This is a genomic window from Microcystis sp. M015S2, from assembly GCF_020245945.1.
In the GTDB taxonomy this organism is placed as follows: Bacteria; Cyanobacteriota; Cyanobacteriia; order Cyanobacteriales; family Microcystaceae; genus Microcystis.
The window spans coordinates 1-18,366 of the sequence record NZ_JADBTX010000073.1 but is presented as its reverse complement, the minus strand read 5'-3'; the positions used below and the strand labels follow the sequence as shown (position 1 = coordinate 18,366).

General features: G+C 44.1%; 24 protein-coding genes and 1 pseudogene. 11 read left to right on the top strand and 14 right to left on the bottom strand.

The genetic code is table 11. The annotated features are described in order from the left end of the window. The first annotated feature begins 162 nt into the window (after positions 1-162). Together IM473_RS14065 and IM473_RS14060 are read left to right on the top strand one after the other, a co-directional pair. Positions 163-1,110, top strand: a complete 948-nt coding sequence (locus tag IM473_RS14065; RefSeq protein WP_287658655.1) for an ABC transporter substrate-binding protein — start codon at positions 163-165, stop codon at positions 1,108-1,110. A gap of 221 nt (positions 1,111-1,331) precedes the next feature. Next, positions 1,332-1,982: a TIGR04282 family arsenosugar biosynthesis glycosyltransferase gene (locus IM473_RS14060; RefSeq protein ID WP_287658653.1), complete on the top strand. Its 651-nt coding sequence runs from the start codon at positions 1,332-1,334 to the stop codon at positions 1,980-1,982. On the opposite strand, the gene IM473_RS14055 is transcribed toward IM473_RS14060, so the two are convergent. The 6 genes and pseudogenes from IM473_RS14055 to IM473_RS14035 all read right to left on the bottom strand — a co-directional run bounded on the left by IM473_RS14055 (position 1,944) and on the right by IM473_RS14035 (position 4,969). After that, positions 1,944-2,456 carry a L,D-transpeptidase gene (locus tag IM473_RS14055; RefSeq protein ID WP_002735789.1) on the bottom strand — a complete coding sequence of 171 codons (513 nt, stop codon included), beginning with the start codon at positions 2,454-2,456 and terminating at the stop codon, positions 1,944-1,946. The genes IM473_RS14060 and IM473_RS14055 overlap by 39 nt on opposite strands. Before the next feature lie 78 nt (positions 2,457-2,534). Beyond that, positions 2,535-2,841, bottom strand: a pseudogene (locus IM473_RS14050) (DUF6464 family protein). Between the two features lie 59 nt (positions 2,842-2,900). Beyond that, entirely contained in the window at positions 2,901-3,308 is a 408-nt protein-coding gene (speD, locus tag IM473_RS14045; protein ID WP_002781248.1) for an adenosylmethionine decarboxylase, read from the bottom strand. Positions 3,309-3,369: 61 nt separating this feature from the next. Then, positions 3,370-3,597: a hypothetical protein gene (locus IM473_RS22590; protein WP_353738145.1), complete on the bottom strand. Its 228-nt coding sequence runs from the start codon at positions 3,595-3,597 to the stop codon at positions 3,370-3,372. An 89-nt stretch (positions 3,598-3,686) separates the two neighbouring features. Beyond that, a complete protein-coding gene (locus tag IM473_RS14040; RefSeq protein WP_012266766.1) occupies positions 3,687-4,340 on the bottom strand; it encodes a DUF4335 domain-containing protein in 654 nt (217 codons plus the stop codon). 2 nt (positions 4,341-4,342) lie between these two features. Next, positions 4,343-4,969: a DUF3038 domain-containing protein gene (locus IM473_RS14035; RefSeq protein ID WP_045358672.1), complete on the bottom strand. Its 627-nt coding sequence runs from the start codon at positions 4,967-4,969 to the stop codon at positions 4,343-4,345. A gap of 98 nt (positions 4,970-5,067) precedes the next feature. On the opposite strand from IM473_RS14035, the gene IM473_RS14030 reads away from it, so the two are divergent. From IM473_RS14030 to IM473_RS14010, 5 genes are all read left to right on the top strand, one after another. After that, positions 5,068-5,586, top strand: a complete 519-nt coding sequence (locus tag IM473_RS14030; protein WP_287658652.1) for an adenine phosphoribosyltransferase — start codon at positions 5,068-5,070, stop codon at positions 5,584-5,586. A gap of 10 nt (positions 5,587-5,596) precedes the next feature. Further along, positions 5,597-6,658 (top strand): ABC transporter permease, encoded by a 1,062-nt coding sequence (locus tag IM473_RS14025; RefSeq protein WP_193961113.1) that lies wholly within the window; start codon positions 5,597-5,599, stop codon positions 6,656-6,658. Positions 6,659-7,019: 361 nt separating this feature from the next. Beyond that, a complete protein-coding gene (locus IM473_RS14020) occupies positions 7,020-7,328 on the top strand; it encodes a hypothetical protein (RefSeq protein ID WP_287658651.1) in 309 nt (102 codons plus the stop codon). Positions 7,329-7,331: 3 nt separating this feature from the next. Continuing rightward, positions 7,332-8,210, top strand: a complete 879-nt coding sequence (locus IM473_RS14015; RefSeq protein ID WP_287658650.1) for an SDR family oxidoreductase — start codon at positions 7,332-7,334, stop codon at positions 8,208-8,210. Continuing rightward, positions 8,197-8,349 carry a hypothetical protein gene (locus tag IM473_RS14010; protein ID WP_172970502.1) on the top strand — a complete coding sequence of 51 codons (153 nt, stop codon included), beginning with the start codon at positions 8,197-8,199 and terminating at the stop codon, positions 8,347-8,349. The genes IM473_RS14015 and IM473_RS14010 overlap by 14 nt, the downstream gene beginning before the upstream one ends. Positions 8,350-8,363: 14 nt before the next feature. Here IM473_RS14010 and IM473_RS14005 read toward each other — a convergent pair whose 3' ends face one another. The 3 genes from IM473_RS14005 to IM473_RS13995 all read right to left on the bottom strand — a co-directional run bounded on the left by IM473_RS14005 (position 8,364) and on the right by IM473_RS13995 (position 11,037). Beyond that, the gene (locus IM473_RS14005; RefSeq protein ID WP_287658649.1) at positions 8,364-8,858 is read right to left on the bottom strand and encodes an ureidoglycolate lyase; all 495 of its coding nucleotides are present in this window, start codon (positions 8,856-8,858) and stop codon (positions 8,364-8,366) included. Between the two features lie 5 nt (positions 8,859-8,863). Next, positions 8,864-10,321 carry an efflux RND transporter periplasmic adaptor subunit gene (locus IM473_RS14000; protein WP_287658648.1) on the bottom strand — a complete coding sequence of 486 codons (1,458 nt, stop codon included), beginning with the start codon at positions 10,319-10,321 and terminating at the stop codon, positions 8,864-8,866. A 116-nt stretch (positions 10,322-10,437) separates the two neighbouring features. Then, positions 10,438-11,037: a GUN4 domain-containing protein gene (locus IM473_RS13995; RefSeq protein ID WP_287658647.1), complete on the bottom strand. Its 600-nt coding sequence runs from the start codon at positions 11,035-11,037 to the stop codon at positions 10,438-10,440. 83 nt (positions 11,038-11,120) lie between these two features. Between IM473_RS13995 and IM473_RS13990 the strand changes: the two genes are divergently transcribed. After that, positions 11,121-12,101 (top strand): aspartate carbamoyltransferase catalytic subunit, encoded by a 981-nt coding sequence (locus IM473_RS13990; protein ID WP_149976693.1) that lies wholly within the window; start codon positions 11,121-11,123, stop codon positions 12,099-12,101. Positions 12,102-12,124: 23 nt separating this feature from the next. Here the strand turns inward: IM473_RS13990 and IM473_RS13985 are convergent, their stop codons facing one another. Then, positions 12,125-12,406 carry a hypothetical protein gene (locus tag IM473_RS13985; RefSeq protein WP_002795780.1) on the bottom strand — a complete coding sequence of 94 codons (282 nt, stop codon included), beginning with the start codon at positions 12,404-12,406 and terminating at the stop codon, positions 12,125-12,127. Between the two features lie 241 nt (positions 12,407-12,647). Between IM473_RS13985 and IM473_RS13980 the strand changes: the two genes are divergently transcribed. Next, positions 12,648-13,295, top strand: coding sequence for a Uma2 family endonuclease (locus IM473_RS13980; protein WP_185240783.1), 648 nt, complete (start codon positions 12,648-12,650; stop codon positions 13,293-13,295). Positions 13,296-13,777: 482 nt separating this feature from the next. Here IM473_RS13980 and ureE read toward each other — a convergent pair whose 3' ends face one another. Continuing rightward, complete coding sequence (gene ureE, locus IM473_RS13975; protein WP_079207696.1) at positions 13,778-14,254, bottom strand: urease accessory protein UreE; 477 nt, start codon at positions 14,252-14,254, stop codon at positions 13,778-13,780. A 77-nt stretch (positions 14,255-14,331) separates the two neighbouring features. Continuing rightward, positions 14,332-14,817, bottom strand: a complete 486-nt coding sequence (locus IM473_RS13970; RefSeq protein WP_287658656.1) for a DUF4168 domain-containing protein — start codon at positions 14,815-14,817, stop codon at positions 14,332-14,334. Between the two features lie 544 nt (positions 14,818-15,361). Here IM473_RS13970 and hbs point away from each other — a divergent pair. Together hbs and cobD are read left to right on the top strand one after the other, a co-directional pair. Continuing rightward, on the top strand, positions 15,362-15,646 hold the full coding sequence (gene hbs, locus IM473_RS13965) for a non-specific DNA-binding protein Hbs (RefSeq protein WP_149986496.1): 285 nt from the start codon (positions 15,362-15,364) through the stop codon (positions 15,644-15,646). 55 nt (positions 15,647-15,701) lie between these two features. Beyond that, the gene (cobD, locus tag IM473_RS13960) at positions 15,702-16,766 is read left to right on the top strand and encodes a threonine-phosphate decarboxylase CobD (RefSeq protein WP_287658646.1); all 1,065 of its coding nucleotides are present in this window, start codon (positions 15,702-15,704) and stop codon (positions 16,764-16,766) included. 62 nt (positions 16,767-16,828) lie between these two features. Here the strand turns inward: cobD and psbC are convergent, their stop codons facing one another. Beyond that, a complete protein-coding gene (psbC, locus tag IM473_RS13955) occupies positions 16,829-18,211 on the bottom strand; it encodes a photosystem II reaction center protein CP43 (RefSeq protein WP_002747027.1) in 1,383 nt (460 codons plus the stop codon). Beyond that, a partial coding sequence (locus IM473_RS13950) for a photosystem II protein D2 (protein ID WP_271931852.1) occupies positions 18,195-18,366 on the bottom strand: 172 nt, incomplete at its 5' end. The genes IM473_RS13950 and psbC, both read right to left, overlap by 17 nt.

Below are 18,366 nucleotides of genomic sequence, written 5' to 3'. Positions count from 1 at the left end.
TTGATAAAGATTTCTAATAAGCTCGCCCAAATCCCTGATTCTCTCGTTAGCTTTTTGGCTGAAAGGGATGTATCTATTTGTAACTGAGGAGCCTAAAAACCTTTGTGGACAACGCTTTGAGATGTCTTGTCCCCCTGTCAGCACTATCCCAGTGAAATGACTGTGGCAACGGTGGATATTTATAAGGAAAATAATTTAGTTTTGATTTCTCCCGGATCAATGACTAGCGAGCTTACTAAATACCCCAGAAAAAATTTCCTGCGAACTGTTTGTTCCAGCGAGCAACAATCTCCTGCCATTGCAAAATTTTTGCAAGAAAAGTCTATTAAAAAAGTGGTAGGCTTTTATAGTGAAGGAAGTCCATTTAGTGAATCTTTTTTTAATAGTTTTAAAACTATTTTTACAAGCCCTCCATTCTCTGGAACTGTAGTAAAATTAGATAAATTTGATCTGGGAAATAATTTTGATGAAAAAGAAGCCATCCAAGAGTTACGACGACAGAAAGAAGCAAAAATAACAGAAACAATAGGGCTTGTACTATTCCCAAAAGCGATTGGCGATGCTCAAGGCGATGCAATTAAACTTATAAAACTTAATAATAGTCAAAATTGGGTTATCGGATCATGGGGGCTTCGTAGTTCTCGTACCTTAGAACAAATTGACAACCTACAACCTTTTCAAAAGTTTGTTATTGCGGTTCCTTGGGATTCTTTAACCAGTCCTAACAAGAATTTTCTTAAGGATGCTAAAATTTTATGGACTACAACTTCTGTTAATGCAATAACAGCCCTATCCTATGATGCAACTCTTGCTCTAACAAAAGCTCTAGAAAAGGAAAATACTCCCACACGAATTAATATCCTTGAACACTTAAAGTCTCCTGATTTTCTTGTCACTCAAGGTGCAACCGGGACAATTAAATTCGATGAAAATGGCGATCGCAAAAAAATCGATGAAAATGGCGATCCCCAAAATCCCTCCGTAGAATTTGTTCACATTGTGGAGTGTCGGACACTAAGTTCAGATTTTGCTTTTGTCCCAATCAAGTATCCTACTGCTAAAGATGCTGGTTTATCCTGTTTAAACTCACCCAAAAAACCTAGTCCCTAGCTAATTAGGTTTTGCTGAAAAAGTCTGAAATGCCGCTAGGAAAAAGGTTTCGACTCAATAAAGCGATCGCTGCCATCGTACCTACGTTCATCTTATATTTAATTCCACCCACCCACTTGCAATAATCTATATTAAGCCAATAAAGCCTGTTTTATTGGGTTTCCTGCCTCCTATTGACAGTATGCTAAAACTTATAATTAATATCATCGTCGCAATCACTCGTGGACTGGAGACAACAACTGATTATTTTTACCCGTTATCCGGAATTGGGGAAAGTAAAAACCCGGATGATTCCAGCTTTGGCAGCCGAGGGAGCCGAGGAATTGCACCGCAAACTGGCCGAATATACTCTCGGTAAATTAGAGGGTTTGAGGAATTTTCTCTCCCTGATCATTTACTACCATGGCGGCAGCGAGGAGAAAATGCGTACTTGGTTAGGTGTGCATTATTGCTATCATTCTCAACGGGGAAAAGACTTAGGAGAAAAGATGCAAAATGCTTTTGCCGATGGTTTTGCTCAAGGGATGACAGCGATCGCTATTATTGGCACAGATTGCCCAGAAATCGGGGAAAAAGAGATTTTAGCAGCCTTTGAGGCCCTAAAAACCCACGATATGGTTTTAGGACCAGCGTTAGATGGAGGATACTACCTAATTGCTTTAAAACAGGTCTTTCCAGAGCTTTTTAGCGATATTCCCTGGGGAACGGGGGAAGTCCTGGCAAAAACTCAGACAATCGCCGCTAAACTGGCTTTAAAAACCGCTTATCTGCCTAAATTAGCCGATATTGATCGCCCGGAAGACCTGCCTATCTTAAAAAAATACCTGCCGGAATTAAGGTTGAACGATGACGGGGGTTCCCATGCGGACTAAATCAAACAACACTTTTACATCCCGATTCCGCATCCGCACACAACCATGGGAAGCGGCGCTACCGAGGGAATTTTCCGCGGGGGTCCCGTGAAAACCGATGGAATTTTTGCCGTCACTCCAAAAACCGATCCATCTTTCCCCTAGGGGACTATTGGGACCGGGGGTGCTGACTTTTCCTGTCCAGGGACTTTTCCAGACGGGATTGCGAACTAATTCCCGCACCTCAAATTTACCGGTGGGGGTTTCCCAGCCTTTTTTGCCGACGGCGACGGTAAATTGTGCTAAAACTTGCTTATCTTGATAAACGTAAACTTTTCTCTCTTTCAGTTTTAGGACCAGATGGGTAGCGAGAGTTTGATTGGCTGCGGTATTCGGGGTGACAGTGCTGATTTGGTTAGCTTGGGCCGGATATACGGGTAAACAAGTTAATCCTAATCCGATGATTAAGAGGGTCAAATTTCGTTTGAACGCCATTGTTCCCACACTCCTCAATTGCGATAGCGATGATTTTTAAGGATAGCAAATAGGGAACTTTTTGGAAGCTCAAGCCGCTTATACTGTGCCGGTTTTAGCTTCGTACTGCCGACAACCTTCACACCGGACCGGTGGGATTAACCGCACAACGCAAATGGGGGGAATAGGCATTAAAACGACAACTAAGATCACCTATCAAGGCCGGTTTATTTTCTGTCCCTAGAGGAATTGACAAAAAATCACTGGCCATCACCGTGCTGTATTCGTGACGATAGCGAATCCCTCTCAAACGGTTGCTTAATCTCTGTTGGGATCGGTTAATTAACCAGAGACTAACCAGAGAGGGAAAGAGGGCGAGGATAAAAACAAAGGTTATCCTGATCACGATTTCAGTTTAGGCGATCACCAGTGCTGCTAACTTATTATTGAGGCTGGCGCTAGAAATTAGGCCATAACCAGGGAAGATTTAAGGGGTTCTTCCTTTTTGCTTTCATAAACTGCCGCAGGACCGGGGAATCCTCTGGTTAGTTCCCGCACTTTAATTTCACCTGCTTGCAGGGATTTGGTCAAAATTTCCATGGCAACCACGGGTTTACCGGCACCACAGAAGAATAAATCGGCGGCGAAATAGCCGTGTTCAGGCCAGGTGTGGATCGCGATATGAGATTCAGCTAAAGTCGCCGTCGCGGTAACTCCGTGGGGACTGAACTGGTGGACACACAAATCGATCAGCGTTGCTTCTCCTGCCGTAATTCCATCGAGGATAGCGCGACGAATGCGCTCGGGATCGTTGAGGAGGTCAGCAGGTACTTGCCAAGCATCGACAATCAAATGGGTTCCCAGTTTGGTCATTTTTTTTTCAATACTCCCTATCGAAAAACCTTCACAGATTTACCAATATAACACAATTTTTCTAACTTGTGCAAAAAAGATCTGGTTTTTTTTTGGGTACTTTCTCTAAAAAACGGCTCTTCGTTACTTGGTATGGTTCGATAGGGGGGCATAAATCGACTAAATCCTTATCTGGCAAGAGATTTAATTGATTAGTTCGCTCTAGATCAAAAACAATTGACAAAAATCGCCAAATATCTTTCTCGATAAGGGTTTCATCTCTTATAATCCTGTCCGTTGCATAAGACAAACCGAAGAGCCTAAAAAACTAAGACAGAGAAGGGTGTGGGGTGTAGGGTGTAGGGTGTGGGGTGTTGGGAAAAGCGCAAGGGCCTAATTTTATCTAGGAGGGGGGACGGGATTAGTGGGGACGGTGGGACTGGGAGAAGCGGCAGGAATGGGGGGATTTTCGGGTTTACGGACTTGGGGGACGGGTAACAGATAGAAAAGTAGGGCGCAAGCGACAAGACTGCCTAATCCTGCCAAAAAAGGTACTGTTCGACCGGCCACCGATTCATTGACCTTATGGTAGCGACGGGAAACTGGCTGTAATTTCAGGGTTAGGTCAGGTAAAGTGCGAGTATCGGCAAAAAATTGGTCAATCGCTTCTATTAAATCGAATAACTGCACGGTACTGATTTCTATCTTCACCGGACTTTCCGGGATGTTCAAGTCCGTTGATGGATACCAAACCAGACGATGGAGATTATGGTCAATCTTTTCTAGGTACACATGATCTGGTTCATGGACGGGGTCTTGGGGATGACGAACACCACTCAAAAATTCTTGGGCATACTGACTGACCGCTTGGACCAAATTTTCCAAGAAAACCCGACCACCTTGCAGGACTTTATTGGCCCCGATTAACCGACATTCTACGTTAGTCAAAATTGAGAGTAAAGGTCGGCTATCCCCGGGGTTAGCCGGGGCGAAATCATCGCCGAAACCATCGAGAATCAGGGTACAATTGGGCAGGCTATACTGTCTTCTCATTTTTACACGATCTCCCCATCAAATAAACTAATCCAAAACCGCTGCATTCCCGTCGTACCAGTACAAAATAATAACTGATCGAGGAGGGATAAAGCCAGTTCATTTAGGGCATTTTCATCAGCTAGATAAACCGATACTTTGGCCCGACGAGGGTTCATGCGACTGCGAAAATTGGAGCGAAATCTTTCTAGGTATTCTGATAAAAGAAAATTATTATCCACGGGTAAACCTTTTGACTCCATCTGTTGCCGCGCTAACAGTAATTGTCGGATGGATATAGCCAGGGGTTTGGCCCGATAACTGGCAATGATAACTAAAGCTTTGGCTTGGTCAAGGGTGAGACGGTCGAGGGTGTAGGAAATTCGCCAGGGATTAGTACAGCGTAATCGCCAGAAAATAATCCGGTTTTTGATAATTTTATCGAGTCCTAGTTCTTTACAGAGGGCTAACAGGGCCTCCCCGGCACCGACTTCTAAGGATTCCAACGCTAATAGCATTAAATCGATATGCTGTTGGAGATGTAGGGCGCATTGCTGACTGGCAATCGGAAAATCGGGTAAAACGCTTAAAATAACCGGTTTTTCTGGGGCTGATGTTGTAGATTCGGGCGTTAGGCTAGTAGAGGTCATGATATAGGAGAACTAAAACACAAGGGCGATCGAGTCAGGGTATTGTAAATTGTATTGTATAGATAGCTGTCCCCCATTTTACGAGACACGGAAACTGAATGGATCTGAAATCATTGATTCGCGATATTCCTGACTTTCCCAAACCGGGTATTGTCTTCCGCGATATTACTACCCTACTCAATCATCCCCAAGGATTACGTTACACGATCGATACCCTAACGGCAAAGTGTCGCGATTACGGTTTATCCCCCGATTACATTGTCGGTATGGAATCCAGGGGTTTTCTCTTTGGTGTTCCTTTAGCATACCAATTAGAAGCGGGATTTATTCCCGTCCGGAAACCGGGTAAATTACCCGCCGCCGTTCATAGTATCGAGTATGATTTGGAATACGGAAGCGATAGGCTCGAAATTCATCAGGACGCGGTGGCATCCCATCATAAAGTTTTAATTGTCGATGATTTAATCGCGACGGGAGGGACGGCGAAAGCAACGGCCGATTTATTAGAAAAAATTGGTTGCGAGGTGTTAGGATTTGCCTTTATCATCGAGTTAATCGACCTCGGTGGTCGGGAAAAATTACCCGATTTACCGATTATTACCCTCATCGATTATTAGGTTTTTTTCTATGACGGCGACTGATGATAATTATAAGGCGGCCACCGCTCGATCGAGTGCTAATGGGTTACAATCTCTCCTAACTAGCGAAACTTTTTTATATATTGTCAAGCGTGTTCTCCAGGGTTTATTAACTCTGTTGTTGGCCTCGGCTTTGAGTTTCGCTATTATCCAATTAACCCCCGGCGGTTTTCTGGCTTTGCTTGACCTTAATCCCAAGATTAGTCAGGAAACTAAAGAACAATATATTGCCCTTTTTGGTTTAAAAGACCCGCCGATTGTCCAGTATTTTAAATGGTTGTGGCAAGTGGTAACTCAGTTTAATTTTGGTCTGAGTTTTACCTATTTTCGTCCCGTGTCTTCCCTATTATTAGAGAGAATTCCAGCGACGTTATTAATGTCTTTGACTTCCATCATTTTAACCTGGGCGATTGCGATTCCCTTGGGCATTGTCAGCGCCGTCAAACAAAACCAATTTATCGATAAATTTTTCCGAGTTATCAGTTATCTTGGTCAAGGTTTCCCCAGTTTTATCACTGCCCTTTTACTGCTAATTCTCGCTCAAAATGTCTCGCCGCTTTTACCAGTAGGTGATATGACCAGTATTAACTATTCGGAATATTCCCCTATCGGTAAAGTTTTAGATATCGCTTGGCACATGATTTTACCAACTATTGCCCTGACAGTTACCAGTTTTGCAGGATTACAAAGATTGATGCGGGGACAATTGTTAGATGTTCTGCGACAGGATTATATTCAAACCGCAAGGGCGAAAGGTTTACCAGAAAATAAAGTTATCTATGTCCACGCTTTACGCAATGCTATTAATCCTCTGATAACTCTTTTGGGCTTTGAATTTTCCAGTTTGTTAAGTGGGGCATTTATCGCCGAATTTTTCTTTAACTGGCCCGGATTAGGTCGTTTAATTCTGCAAGCTGTGACGGCTAAAGATTTATATTTAGTTATGGGCAGTTTAATGATGGGGGCTACTATGTTGATTATCGGTAATCTTCTGGCTGATTTACTTCTCAAAGCTGTAGATCCTAGGATTAAATTGGAGGATTTAAAGTAGGGTGATAGGGAAATTTCAGCTAAATTTCCCACTACCCAACGGGTGCATCTCACATTTGCAGAAATAGGGACAATAAGCAATTATCAGTGACCCTTAAATTATTACAGATGTATCAGCAGCTGCGTGTAAGCATCCCACCGAAAAACTAATGCGCGGGGGGTTTGGGGGCGGTGCCACGCCCCCAACGGGGGGTTTGGGGGGTAGAACCCCCCAAAGGCTTGGATTGAGTGGTAAAATCGGAAGTAATGACCAATTTTAGAAGATAGTTTCCCTTTAAAAATCCCAACTCAGTAGATTTACAAAAATGGGATGTACCCCCACCCAACCCCTTTTTTCCTTTTCACTTTTCACTTAATAAACTATGTTAGCAACTACACATTATTTACTCAGGTCAAAACAAGACGGACAATACCTAGTGGCGCGTCTGAGAAAAGGTGAAAGCGAAAGTCCGGCCAGTTATCTGCTTCTGTTTAAAGAATCCTACGATGCTTTAAGTTATATCAATACCCATGCTCAGGATTTAGCCAATAATTTTTCTGTGGAAACTCTCTCAGGAACACAATTAAAGGGACTGATGCAGCGATGGGGATTTGCAGGAATTGGTTTAGTTAGTGAACCTTTGGAACCACAAGTGCAGTTTTTAGCCTACGAAAAAGGATTTAATCTCTAAACTATGAAAACGCTGTTAATCACTGGAGTTAGTGGGTTTTTAGGTTGGCATATTTACCAAAAAACGCGCTCATCTTGGGCAAGTTTTGGTACATATTTTAATCACAATGTCAATAGTAATGACCCGAATTTAATTAAAGTTAACTTAACAGACTTAGCCGCAGTTAGAGAACTTTTTCAACAGATTAAACCCGACGCGGTAATTCATGCGGCTGCCCAATCAAAACCGAATCTCTGTCAAGAATTTCCCCAAGCATCCGAGGCAATTAATCTGACAGCTTCTCTAGAAATTGCCCGTTTATGTAGTCAATATCAAATACCGCTAGTTTTTACCTCTACCGATTTAGTTTTTGATGGTAAAAATGCCCCCTATTCCGAAAATGATCCGGTTTCTCCCGTGAGTATCTACGGTGAGCAAAAAGTAGCGGCAGAAAAGGGTATTTTAGCAATATACCCTCGGGCGGCTATTTGTCGAATGCCTTTGATGTTTGGTTCTCCTTCTCCCAACGCTAATAGTTTTCTGCAACCCTTTTTAAAAACCCTCCAAGAGGGAAAAGAATTATCTCTATTTACTGATGAATATCGGACGGCTGTTGGGGTTAATAGTGCGGTGAATGGTTTACTTTTGGCATTAGAAAAAGTGCAAGGGATTATTCATCTGGGTGGTAAAGAAAGAGTTTCTCGTTATCAATTCGGTTTACTAATGGCGGCAGTTTTTAACCTTCCCAGAGAACAAATAAAACCCTGTTTCCAGTGCGATGTTCCCATGATTGCACCGCGTCCACAGGATGTTTCTCTTGATAGTTCTCTCGCTTTTTCTTTAGGTTATCAACCATTAAGTATTAAAACCGAATTAGAGGTAATTAGAGATGAAATTATCTGAACAAAAGCGGACTATATTAATTATCTTGCTCCTTTTTTTTACCGCTATTCTCATGGCCAATTATTTTGAGGTAGGGATGACAGGAGTGTTAGCTTTTTTCGTTGCTTATCTATCCAAAGGAATGCGAAAAGTTAAGTAAAAAAATTAATTGTTTCAATCAACAATCTCGAATTCTATTGACTGCTCTTGGGCAAAATTATAGGTAAAATGATCGATAATATTAGTATCGCTCAATTCAAGATTATAAAAATCGAGCGCTGGTTGATCAAAAAGTGGGCCAGCGTGCCAAGTTCCCACCTCTAATTTAATAAAACAGTCCCCGGGGATGCGAAAAACCCTTAATTTTTCTAAATCCGGTTGAGGATAAGGACTAGGGGGGGCCACTCCTAAAAACCACTCTTGTCCCCCCAAAGAACCAAGACATTGGGTACATTGACTATGACGAGTAATTCGCTTAAATTTACGTCCGCGAGTCTGTAAACGCATAATATAAAAGCGTGGCACACCGTTTTTTAAATGCAGTTGTGCATCGCTTTCATCAAACGGTTTTCCATCATGACTAGGGATTATTAATTGACCGTAGGGACGGAAACTCTCGGCGGTAATTAGTTGCGCTGCCAGGGGACGAACGGTAATCGAATTACTCATAAAAATTACTGCTGACTAACAGTTATAGCTGTACCATCTCGGAGAGAAAGAATATTATTAATAGCAATTCTTTCCCCGGCATTTACTCCAGAAATAACCTGATAAGCTTGCCCTTGAATTGTGCCGACTTGAATTGGTTTTTGTCTAACCACTAAACGCTCCTTGGCATTTTCTTGACCTTCTTTAGCCTTTTCTTTTTCGGCCACAAAAACAAAATTTTGCGCCCCGATGCTAGTCACTGCCGTGGTGGGAACTAATACCCCCGGTTTTTGATCCCAAATTAACCGCGTCCGCACATATTGGTTATTGCGAAGACTGCCATCATTAGTAAAGGCAAATTTCACTAAAACCGATTGGGTAGCTTGGGAAACGGTGGGGGAAATAAAAGTTACTTGACCGCGAACGCCCGGGCTGCCATCGGGATTAATAATTTCCACGGGCAAACCGACGCGCAGACGCGGTTGTAATTCCACGGGAATCTGCACATTTAGTTCCAAAGTTTTATTATTAGTCAACGAGGTTAATTCTTCACCCAGGGAGATAATATCGCCGACTTTTCTTTGATTAAAATCGCCGACAAAACCATCAATCGGGGCGGTAATGGTGTTAAAAACTAAATTCTGGCGCGTCGCCCCTAATTGCCCCTCGGCGCTGGCTACTGCCGCTTGACGACTGTTCACCGTTGCCGCTGCCGCCGCCACCTGTTGCTGTGACGCTAATTCGTTTTGAATGGCGATATTTAATGCTTCCTTGTTTGCCTGTAAGGTAGCTCTAGCCGCCGTCACCTGTTGACGGGCCGCATCACGATTTTTAGACCGGGCCTCTACTTCCGCCCTGGCGGCCTGAATGTCGCGTCGGCGATCATCTAAGTCCTGTTGGGGCTGTGCGCCTTGTTTGACCAGAAATTCGGCTCTTTTTAGGTTTTTTTCCGCTAAATCTAAATTAGCTCTCGCTCTCTGTAAATCGGCTTCGGCGGCGCTCAAGGTGGCGATCTGACTTTTAACATTAGCTTCGGCATTGGCCACATTTGCCCGATTCTGGGCAATTTGGGCTTGATTTGCCCTCGCTTGCGCTTGTCTTTGCCTTAAATCCGCCTCAGACGCATTGAGGTTCGCTTTGGACGAATTTACCTGTCCGATGCCAGCGTTGACCTGTTGCTGTTGTTGTTCGGGATCTAATTCGGCGATTTTTTGTCCCTGAGTTACCTGATCGCCAGATTTAACGAAAATAGACCGAATCCGACCGGTAATCTGAGGGGAGACGCTAACACGCTCTTGGGCGATCAAAGTACCCACAAATTCGCTACTTTGCACTAATTTGTCGGTGCCGAGGGTTTGCAGTTTGACGGGAACAGCCGCCGGTCCAGTGGCTTGGGGGGTTTGGGGGGCGCAACCAGCTACAATTAGGGAAATGGCGATCGACGAACCGATCGCTGTCGATACGTTAACGGATCGTTTAATCATTGTTAAATTTGGGGGTTTTTGGCAGAAAAAGTGCTAGTAAATCGGAAAAAGAAGAGGAGGATGAGGAGAGAAGCTTTTCCTTAAATTTTACTCTACAGAATCGATCGCCGTGATTCTTATTTGCTTTGCCCTAAGCTCACTATATTACAGGTAACTAATCTTTGGGCGAGGGTGGTGTATTCTAGGCGACCACCGGCGATCTGGTATTCGTCCCGGGGCGCCGGCAGATGACCGACGGGAGCATTGAGGGTATAGTTAAGATTTTCTTTAAAAATAATCCAATCACCACCTTTACGCCAACCGATTCGATCGCCAAAAGTTTGAAAATTTTCGATCGCCACTAAGCGGCCCGGTCGATTACCTGTCTCGATAAAAATGCGAAATTGGGTACTGAAACTAAAACGACCCCCGGAAGCTTCTTGCCAGAGTTGATCCATCTTTTGCAGATCCCAACAGGCCAATTTTTGCAGGTCTTCCATGGTAAACCAGCCCTGTAATTCCCGTCCGGTTGCTTTCAGGATTAAATTACGGGTTTCATCGTTAGCTTGTCGCCAATTTTGTTGAGCGAGGAAATTTTTCAGGCGAGTGTAATTAATGCCCGTGGTCGGTGATACCATTTCCCCAGAGGTGGCAGTCTGGGCAACGATCGCCGGCAAGGGATTGAGAAATAAAGCGATCGCAAGAGTGATCTGACAGAAGGAAAAATTAATTCTCATAAACCCTATTTATTAACCTGATGCAAAGAAATCCTACAATAGCATAGACGAAATTTGCCGTTTTTACCGCCTCCTTAACTCCTATGGCTTTCACTTGGATCCGACACCACATTTTGGGATTGCAAGACTGGCAACCGGAAGAATACCAAACCCTGCTACAAACGGCCTCTAGTTTTCGTGAAGTTCTTTCCCGACGTACCAAGAAAGTGCCGGCCCTACAAGGTCAAGTGGTGACGAATCTTTTTTTTGAACCTTCCACCCGCACCCGTAGTAGTTTTGAACTAGCGGCGAAACGTCTTTCGGCCGATGTTCTCAATTTTGCCCCGGGTAGTTCCAGTTTGACTAAGGGGGAAACGATTCTCGATACCGCTTTAACCTATGTGGCCATGGGTACGGATATTTTTGTTATCCGACATCAACAGTCGGGGGTTCCCGATTTAATTGCCGCAGAAATGGATCGTTTGCAGTCGGGGGTCAGTATTCTTAATGCTGGGGACGGTCAACACGAACACCCCTCCCAGGGACTTTTAGACCTGTTTACGATCTGTTGTCTGTTAGATGAGGAAAATCCCCGTTTAGAACTGTTAGAGGGCAAAAAAATCGCTATTGTCGGGGATATACTCCATTCTCGTGTGGCTCGTTCCAATATCTGGAGTTTAACCACGGCAGGGGCGGAAGTACATTTGTCCGCACCCCCCACCCTACTGCCGAAATATTTTGGGGAATTGTGCGATCGCCTATTTCTCCACTGGGATTTAGAACCAGCTTTAGAAAAGGCCGATTTTGTCATGACCCTGCGACTGCAAAAAGAACGCATGACTGCCAATCTTTTGCCCAGTTTACGCGAATATCATCAAAGTTTTGGCATTACTCGTCCTCGTTTGCAATCCTGTCAACCGGGGGTTAAGGTACTTCATCCCGGTCCTGTGAATCGGGGAGTGGAAATTAGTTCCGATTTAATGGACGATCCCGATTTTAGTCTAATTTCCCAACAAGTTACCAGTGGTGTCGCTGTCAGAATGGCTTTGTTATACCTCATTGGTAATCTTCGCAGCGACCAGTAAAAGCTTCTCAGGGATTTGCTCTTTTAGTCTGGTTTCATTGAAACAATCCTAAAGTTTTTGTCAAGGTAAATATCATACTTTCTTCCTCCCTCACACACAGCATCTTCTGCTTCAAATAGGTTAGTCTCAACATCAAATTTCATCTCTTTAGGATTCCTACAACCCTGTTTTAGCAAAGCATCAGTCAACCGTGATGTTTCTTCAGGGGTCAAAGCCCGGTAATCACTACTATTAGCTTGACCCGCATAGATTGACATTCCTATAATGCTAAGAGATAGTAAGCTTATGATCGATTTGGTCTTCATTTTTTCAACTTCCTGAATACAATAAAAACATCATTCCAAGGGCTTTAGACCCAAATTTTCGCTAATTAGTTCGGCACGATTACCGATCAAGTTTATCTTAGGGGAAGCATACCTAGATGGCAATAAGTATAAATACTCAAGCTACCCCTAGGGCTTTTCTAGAAACTTTGACCGATACCGAATTCCGTTCTCAAGGGAAGGGTATAATTAAACTAAGAAATCAACATTTTCAGCTAAAGCCATGCAATTAGCCTTAGAACAAATTATCGTCAATCCCGGTCAACAGTTACTTTTAAAAGAGCTTAACTGGCAAAAATTTGAGACAATATTATCAGAATTAGGAGAAAGTCGTGCTTCTCGGTTATCCTACAGTAACGGAATATTAGAAATTATGGTACCTTTACCCGAACATGAAAAAGATAAAGAAATCATTAGTTATATGGTTCAGTTTTTGTTAGAAGCACTCAATATTGATTTTGAACCGTTAGGATCAACAACATTTAAAAACGAGCGGATGAATCAAGCGGTTGAACCTGATGCCTGTTTTTATATTAAAAACTATCAAGCCGTTATTGGCAAAAATAGACTTAATTTAGAAAGTGATCCCCCCCCCGATTTAGTCCTAGAAATTGATATTACTTCCCGTACTTATTTAGATAATTATCGACAGTTAGGTGTTCCCGAACTGTGGCGTTATACTCAAAGTGGCCTACAGATTAATTTATTACAAGAAGGAGAATATATTGAGTCTTTAAGCAGTCCTAATTTTCCTCAGATTCCGATTATTGAATTAATTAATCAATTTGTTAAACAAAGTCAACAACTGGGGAGAAGTGAAGCCATTAGAAACTTTAAAAATTGGCTGACGGAAAATATAGATAATAGTTGAAAAATCCTAACATTTTCGACTAAGATAAATTCGCCCGTCGAGAGTTGTATAAACTCCTTGCGGTTCAATGATTCAGTTTGTTACTAGAATCTAGTTCACAAAAATAGATTAGATCATTGTTTTGAGCAGGGGATTTTTTAACCTCAGTGGGTGTGGATAAATCAGACAGGACAGAGGTTACAGCCGTTGGTGCTAGTTATGAAAGTACCATGGTTATTCATTCCTCGTAGTTCGATTTTTACTTTGATAATTAATCAATTCACCGAGGCCGATTAAAATTCTAGAAACTAGCAGAATGAGAGCCTCTTGATTAAGAAAATATCCCGTAGAGGCTGTTAAAAAGTTACTGTTTTCTTGTCAGTTAAATTTTGTTAAGATAATGCCCAAAAACTACAATTTATGGTAGGAAAAGAGGTAAGTCGAAACCGAGTTTGATTTTTGCTTACTCTAAATCAGAAAGGGCATTGGGCAAGATTAGCTAACTATCCCTTTTTTGCCTCTTCCAAGTCATGATAATGCTGATAAGCGCCGATTTCGGGGTTAAAGGGGGCGATTTCTTCAGTTACAGTTAATCCCAAACCTTCTAACATTGCTTGTAGGACAGAATCGGGGGCCAGACGGAGATAATCGGGATTAATTTCTAAGGCCACATGACGATTACCGAGGTGATAGGCAGCTTTGAGGAGTAAATCGGTTGAAGGGGCAGTAATAGTGATAACTGGTTCTGGTTTAGCAATAATTTGAATAATTTCGCCGTTTTCTCCCCGTAGGAAATCGCGATCCTGTAGAATGGTGCCGCGGGGTAAACGAAAACAGAGGGAAAAACCTTCGGGACTGTCGAGACGATAACGGCTGCGGGTGCGTTCTTCGGCCGTGAGTAGGAGGCTAAAAACTACCGTTTCTGGGGGAGGTGGACTAGCGGTATGACGGGGGGGTAAGCGCTCGGTAAAAGTTAACATGGTAGTGGTCAATGGGAAAAAACATTCTTAATTGTAGCCCTGACTCCAACTTGACCCGAAAAACTGAGGAACTTTTTCTATTTATTTTCCCGCTGCAGACGAATCATCTCATTTTGCACCCGTCGTCTCAAGTTATCATCGCTACGAATCCGGTTAGTAATGGCGTTAAATTCAGTCGCATTCAGGCCACTATCTTGGACAATCTTTTTTGAGTTATTACAATAATCGACGGCAATTCTTTGGGCATTAGCGGGAAGATTATTAAAGCTTTCCCGTTGGTTACAGGTAATTGCTGGGGGACTTTTGCCTAAAATTTGCGAAATTGCCTGATAAGCTTGTCTTCTTTCGGTTTCGATCCACAAAACTGCTTTGGCATAACGTTTAATTTGGTCAGCCGTAAAATCTTGAGTATAAGCGGAAGACTGGAAACTAACCACCTCCGTCGTCCAAGAAAATTCGGGAATCACACCGCCAAGAATGGCGATTACTGCCAAAAAAGTCACAATAAAAGAACGTCTTAAGCTTTGACCTAGATCGGCTAGGGGATAGCAGTAAATCACCATGCGAGTTTGTCGCTGAATAGATAATGATAGCAAACTTTCCAGTTAAATCCTGCTTTTTTGAATATTTTTAACGATCATAAGTTCCAATTTTAGCGAATATCTCCTGGGCCCGAACTTAATTTTTGGGCAGAAATTGCTTTGGTAAACTTTTTTAACGTTTTTGGGGGCAAAATTAGTCAAAAATCTGGGAGAGAACCGATGAACGATTTTTGGGAAGTTAGGATGCCTATCGCTTTTAGAGAATATTTATCGGCAATTTAGCCCGCTAATCTCTTTTTATTAGCTTATATCGCTGTTAATCTCTCGCTTATTCTCTTTTGTGTCCCCCGTGGCGGGGAATCAGGAGGAAATCTAGATAAATTAAAGGTTTCAGCGATTCCGATCGAGACAATTCCCGCTTAGAATAATGCAGTGGAATATATAGCCAATGAGGATTTGAGGCATTATTTAGTGATCTCGATCCTGGCGAGTCCTCAACAGGAGAACCATAAACTACTGACAACCACCCTAAACTCAGAAAAACCGCAAAACAAGGAGTTAGCGCATGAATAAAGGTGAATTAATCGATCAAATCGCTCTCAAAGCCTCTGTCACCAAAAAACAAGCAGATGCTGTTCTCACTGCCGCCATCGAAACCATTATCGAAGCGGTTTCTGAGGGGGACAAAGTAACCCTAGTAGGATTCGGTTCCTTCGAAGCCCGGGAACGTCAGGCCAGGGAAGGACGCAACCCAAAAACCGGCGATAAGATGGATATTCCGGCCACTCGCGTCCCGGCTTTCTCGGCGGGTAAACTGTTTAAAGACAGAGTGGCCCCGGATAAGGAATAATTACTGTTGAGTTTCGTTCTCGCGTAGCGAGCGCAAAGCGTTCGCTGTAAGTCTTTTGCTTAGACCTAAACATGGTGGTAATCTTGACTGGGCGGCCGCCATTGCTGGCTGTCCGGTTTCCTCTATTCTCGATTTTTCTGCCAGTATCAACCCCCTCGGTCCGCCAGAAAGCGCCCTAACCGCTATTAAAAGCCATTTAACCAGTCTGACTCGTTATCCTGACCCCGAGTATTGGCAGTTGCGTTCTGCCCTGGGCCAATGGCACAATATCGGACCAGATTGGATTCTCCCCGGCAATGGTGCGGCCGAGTTATTAACCTGGGCCGGTCGGGAATTGGCCTCATTTGATAGTGTTTATGTACTAACACCCGCTTTTAACGATTACGAACGGGCTTTAAAAAGTTTTGGTGGAAAAATCTGCCAACATTCCCTAGATTTAACCACTTTAAAGCCGGTTAATCCCGAAAAACAAGGCTTATTACTTAATAATCCCCACAATCCCACTGGGAAACTCTGGACGGTGGCGGCCATTCGTCCCTATCTATCGCAATTTGGTTTGGTGGTGGTGGATGAAGCTTTTATGGATTTTTTACCCCCGCCACAACAGGAGAGTTTAATATCTCTGTTGCCGGAATATCCCAATCTCGTGATTGTGCGTTCCCTAACTAAATTTTACAGTCTCCCCGGTTTACGTCTAGGATATGTCCTCGCCCATCCCGATCGCCTGTTACAATGGCAAAGATGGCGCGATCCTTGGTCGGTGAATAACTTGGCTGTGGTTGCCGCAATAGCGGCAATTGAAGATAGGGATTTTCAACAACAAACTTGGGACTGGTTAACGGCGGCCCGCCTGGATTTATGGCAGGGATTAGCTAATTTTCCGCAATTACAGCCCCAAACCAGTGCCGCTAACTTCCTCTTAGTACAATCTCAATCTTCCTGTTTACCCCTACAGGAAGCTTTATTAAAATATCATCGAATTTTCATCCGCGATTGTCTCAGTTTCCCCGAATTGGGCAGCAATTATTTTCGGGTAGCTGTCCGTTTACCGGCAGAAAATCAACGATTATTATCGGCTTTAGAGAGTATTTTAGCCGCGTCTGAGGATGTCAATGTCTGATATTAACCACAAAAAGGCTCCCGCCAACTAGACGGGAGCCGCTGCCATCGAACTAAGCGAAATTAGTCGAGGTCGGGCATTGCCAATGCGGGTTCAGTCTCGCGGTCAATTCCTTTCTCGAAACCGGCGGCGGCGGCGCGAGCGCGTCCAGCGTGCCAGAGGTGTCCAATCAGGAAGAAGAAGGCGAGGGTGAAGTGAGAGGTAGCCAACCAAGCGCGAGGAGACACATAGTTAAACGAGTTAACGTCAGTGATAACGCCACCTACAGAGTTCAAGGAACCTAAAGGAGCGTGGGTCATGTATTCAGCCGCGCGGCGTACTTGCCAGGGTTGTACGTCATTTCTGATTTTGTCGAGGTCTAAACCGTTAGGACCACGGAGGGGTTCTAACCAGGGACCGCGGAAATCCCAGAAACGCATGGTTTCACCACCGAAGATGATTTCGCCAGTGGGAGAGCGCATCAGGTATTTACCTAGACCGGTGGGGCCTTGGGCAGAAGCGACGTTAGCACCTAAGCGTTGGTCACGGACCAAGAAGGTGAAAGCTTGAGCTTGGGAAGCTTCCATACCGGTCGGACCGTAGAATTCACTGGGATAGGCGGTGTTGTTAAACCAAACGTAAACGGCGGCGATAAAGCCCATCATGGAAAGAGCGCCCAAGCTGTAGGACAGATAGGCTTCTCCAGACCAGATGAAAGCGCGGCGCGCCCAAGCAAAAGGTTTGGTGAGAATGTGCCAGATACCGCCAGCGATACAGATTAAGCCAATCCAGATGTGACCGCCGATGATATCTTCCATGTTGTTGACGCTGATAATCCAGCCTTCGCCACCGAAGGGAGCTTTGGTCAGATAACCAAAGATAACTGCGGGGTTGAGGGTAGGATTGGTGATGACGCGGACATCACCGCCACCGGGGGCCCAGGTATCATAGACACCGCCAAAGAACATGGCTTTAAATACCAACAACAGCGCACCACAACCCAAGAGAATCAGGTGATAACCGATGATGTTGGTCATTTGGTTTTTGTCTTTCCAGTCGTAACCGAAGAAATTAGAGTATTCCTCTAGGGTTTCCGGTCCGCGGATAGCGTGGTAGATACCACCAAAACCGAGTACAGCCGAAGAAATTAAGTGCAGAACACCGGCGACGAAGTAGGGGAAGGTATCGACTACTTCACCACCCGGACCGACCCCAAAACCGAGGGTAGCTAAGTGGGGAAGCAGGATTAAACCCTGTTCGTACATCGGTTTTTCGGGGATAAAGTGGGCGGTTTCAAACAGGGTCATTGCCCCGGCCCAGAAAACGATTAAACCGGCGTGGGCGACGTGAGCGCCGAGCAGTTTACCGGAGAGATTGATAAGACGAGCGTTACCAGACCACCAAGCGAAGCCAGTGGAACTTTGGTCACGACCGCTAGCGGTAGGGATATTAGAGAGCGTTACCACGCGGGAGAACCTCCTCAGGGAAGATAAAGTTTTCGTGGGGTTGGTCTTGGGGAGCCATCCAAGCTCTCAGACCTTCGTTAAGCAGAATATTTTTAGTGTAGAAGGTTTCAAATTCCGGGTCTTCCGCCGCTCTCAATTCCTGAGAAACGAAGTCA

What these genes read in the sequence shown, in the direction of transcription:
- IM473_RS14010 (WP_172970502.1), top strand. Translation starts at nt 8,197, where the DNA reads ATGAAATTATCTGAACAAAAGCGGACTATATTAATTATCTTGCTCCTT.
- IM473_RS14020 (WP_287658651.1), top strand. Translation starts at nt 7,020, where the DNA reads ATGTTAGCAACTACACATTATTTACTCAGGTCAAAACAAGACGGACAA.
- IM473_RS14015 (WP_287658650.1), top strand. Translation starts at nt 7,332, where the DNA reads ATGAAAACGCTGTTAATCACTGGAGTTAGTGGGTTTTTAGGTTGGCAT.
- IM473_RS14035 (WP_045358672.1), bottom strand. Translation starts at nt 4,969, where the DNA reads ATGACCTCTACTAGCCTAACGCCCGAATCTACAACATCAGCCCCAGAA.
- IM473_RS13985 (WP_002795780.1), bottom strand. Translation starts at nt 12,406, where the DNA reads ATGAAGACCAAATCGATCATAAGCTTACTATCTCTTAGCATTATAGGA.
- IM473_RS14005 (WP_287658649.1), bottom strand. Translation starts at nt 8,858, where the DNA reads ATGAGTAATTCGATTACCGTTCGTCCCCTGGCAGCGCAACTAATTACC.
- IM473_RS13970 (WP_287658656.1), bottom strand. Translation starts at nt 14,817, where the DNA reads ATGGTGATTTACTGCTATCCCCTAGCCGATCTAGGTCAAAGCTTAAGA.
- IM473_RS14055 (WP_002735789.1), bottom strand. Translation starts at nt 2,456, where the DNA reads ATGGCGTTCAAACGAAATTTGACCCTCTTAATCATCGGATTAGGATTA.
- hbs (WP_149986496.1), top strand. Translation starts at nt 15,362, where the DNA reads ATGAATAAAGGTGAATTAATCGATCAAATCGCTCTCAAAGCCTCTGTC.
- IM473_RS13995 (WP_287658647.1), bottom strand. Translation starts at nt 11,037, where the DNA reads ATGAGAATTAATTTTTCCTTCTGTCAGATCACTCTTGCGATCGCTTTA.
- IM473_RS14040 (WP_012266766.1), bottom strand. Translation starts at nt 4,340, where the DNA reads ATGAGAAGACAGTATAGCCTGCCCAATTGTACCCTGATTCTCGATGGT.
- IM473_RS13990 (WP_149976693.1), top strand. Translation starts at nt 11,121, where the DNA reads ATGGCTTTCACTTGGATCCGACACCACATTTTGGGATTGCAAGACTGG.
- IM473_RS14025 (WP_193961113.1), top strand. Translation starts at nt 5,597, where the DNA reads ATGACGGCGACTGATGATAATTATAAGGCGGCCACCGCTCGATCGAGT.
- speD (WP_002781248.1), bottom strand. Translation starts at nt 3,308, where the DNA reads ATGACCAAACTGGGAACCCATTTGATTGTCGATGCTTGGCAAGTACCT.
- IM473_RS14000 (WP_287658648.1), bottom strand. Translation starts at nt 10,321, where the DNA reads ATGATTAAACGATCCGTTAACGTATCGACAGCGATCGGTTCGTCGATC.
- IM473_RS14030 (WP_287658652.1), top strand. Translation starts at nt 5,068, where the DNA reads ATGGATCTGAAATCATTGATTCGCGATATTCCTGACTTTCCCAAACCG.
- ureE (WP_079207696.1), bottom strand. Translation starts at nt 14,254, where the DNA reads ATGTTAACTTTTACCGAGCGCTTACCCCCCCGTCATACCGCTAGTCCA.
- IM473_RS13980 (WP_185240783.1), top strand. Translation starts at nt 12,648, where the DNA reads ATGCAATTAGCCTTAGAACAAATTATCGTCAATCCCGGTCAACAGTTA.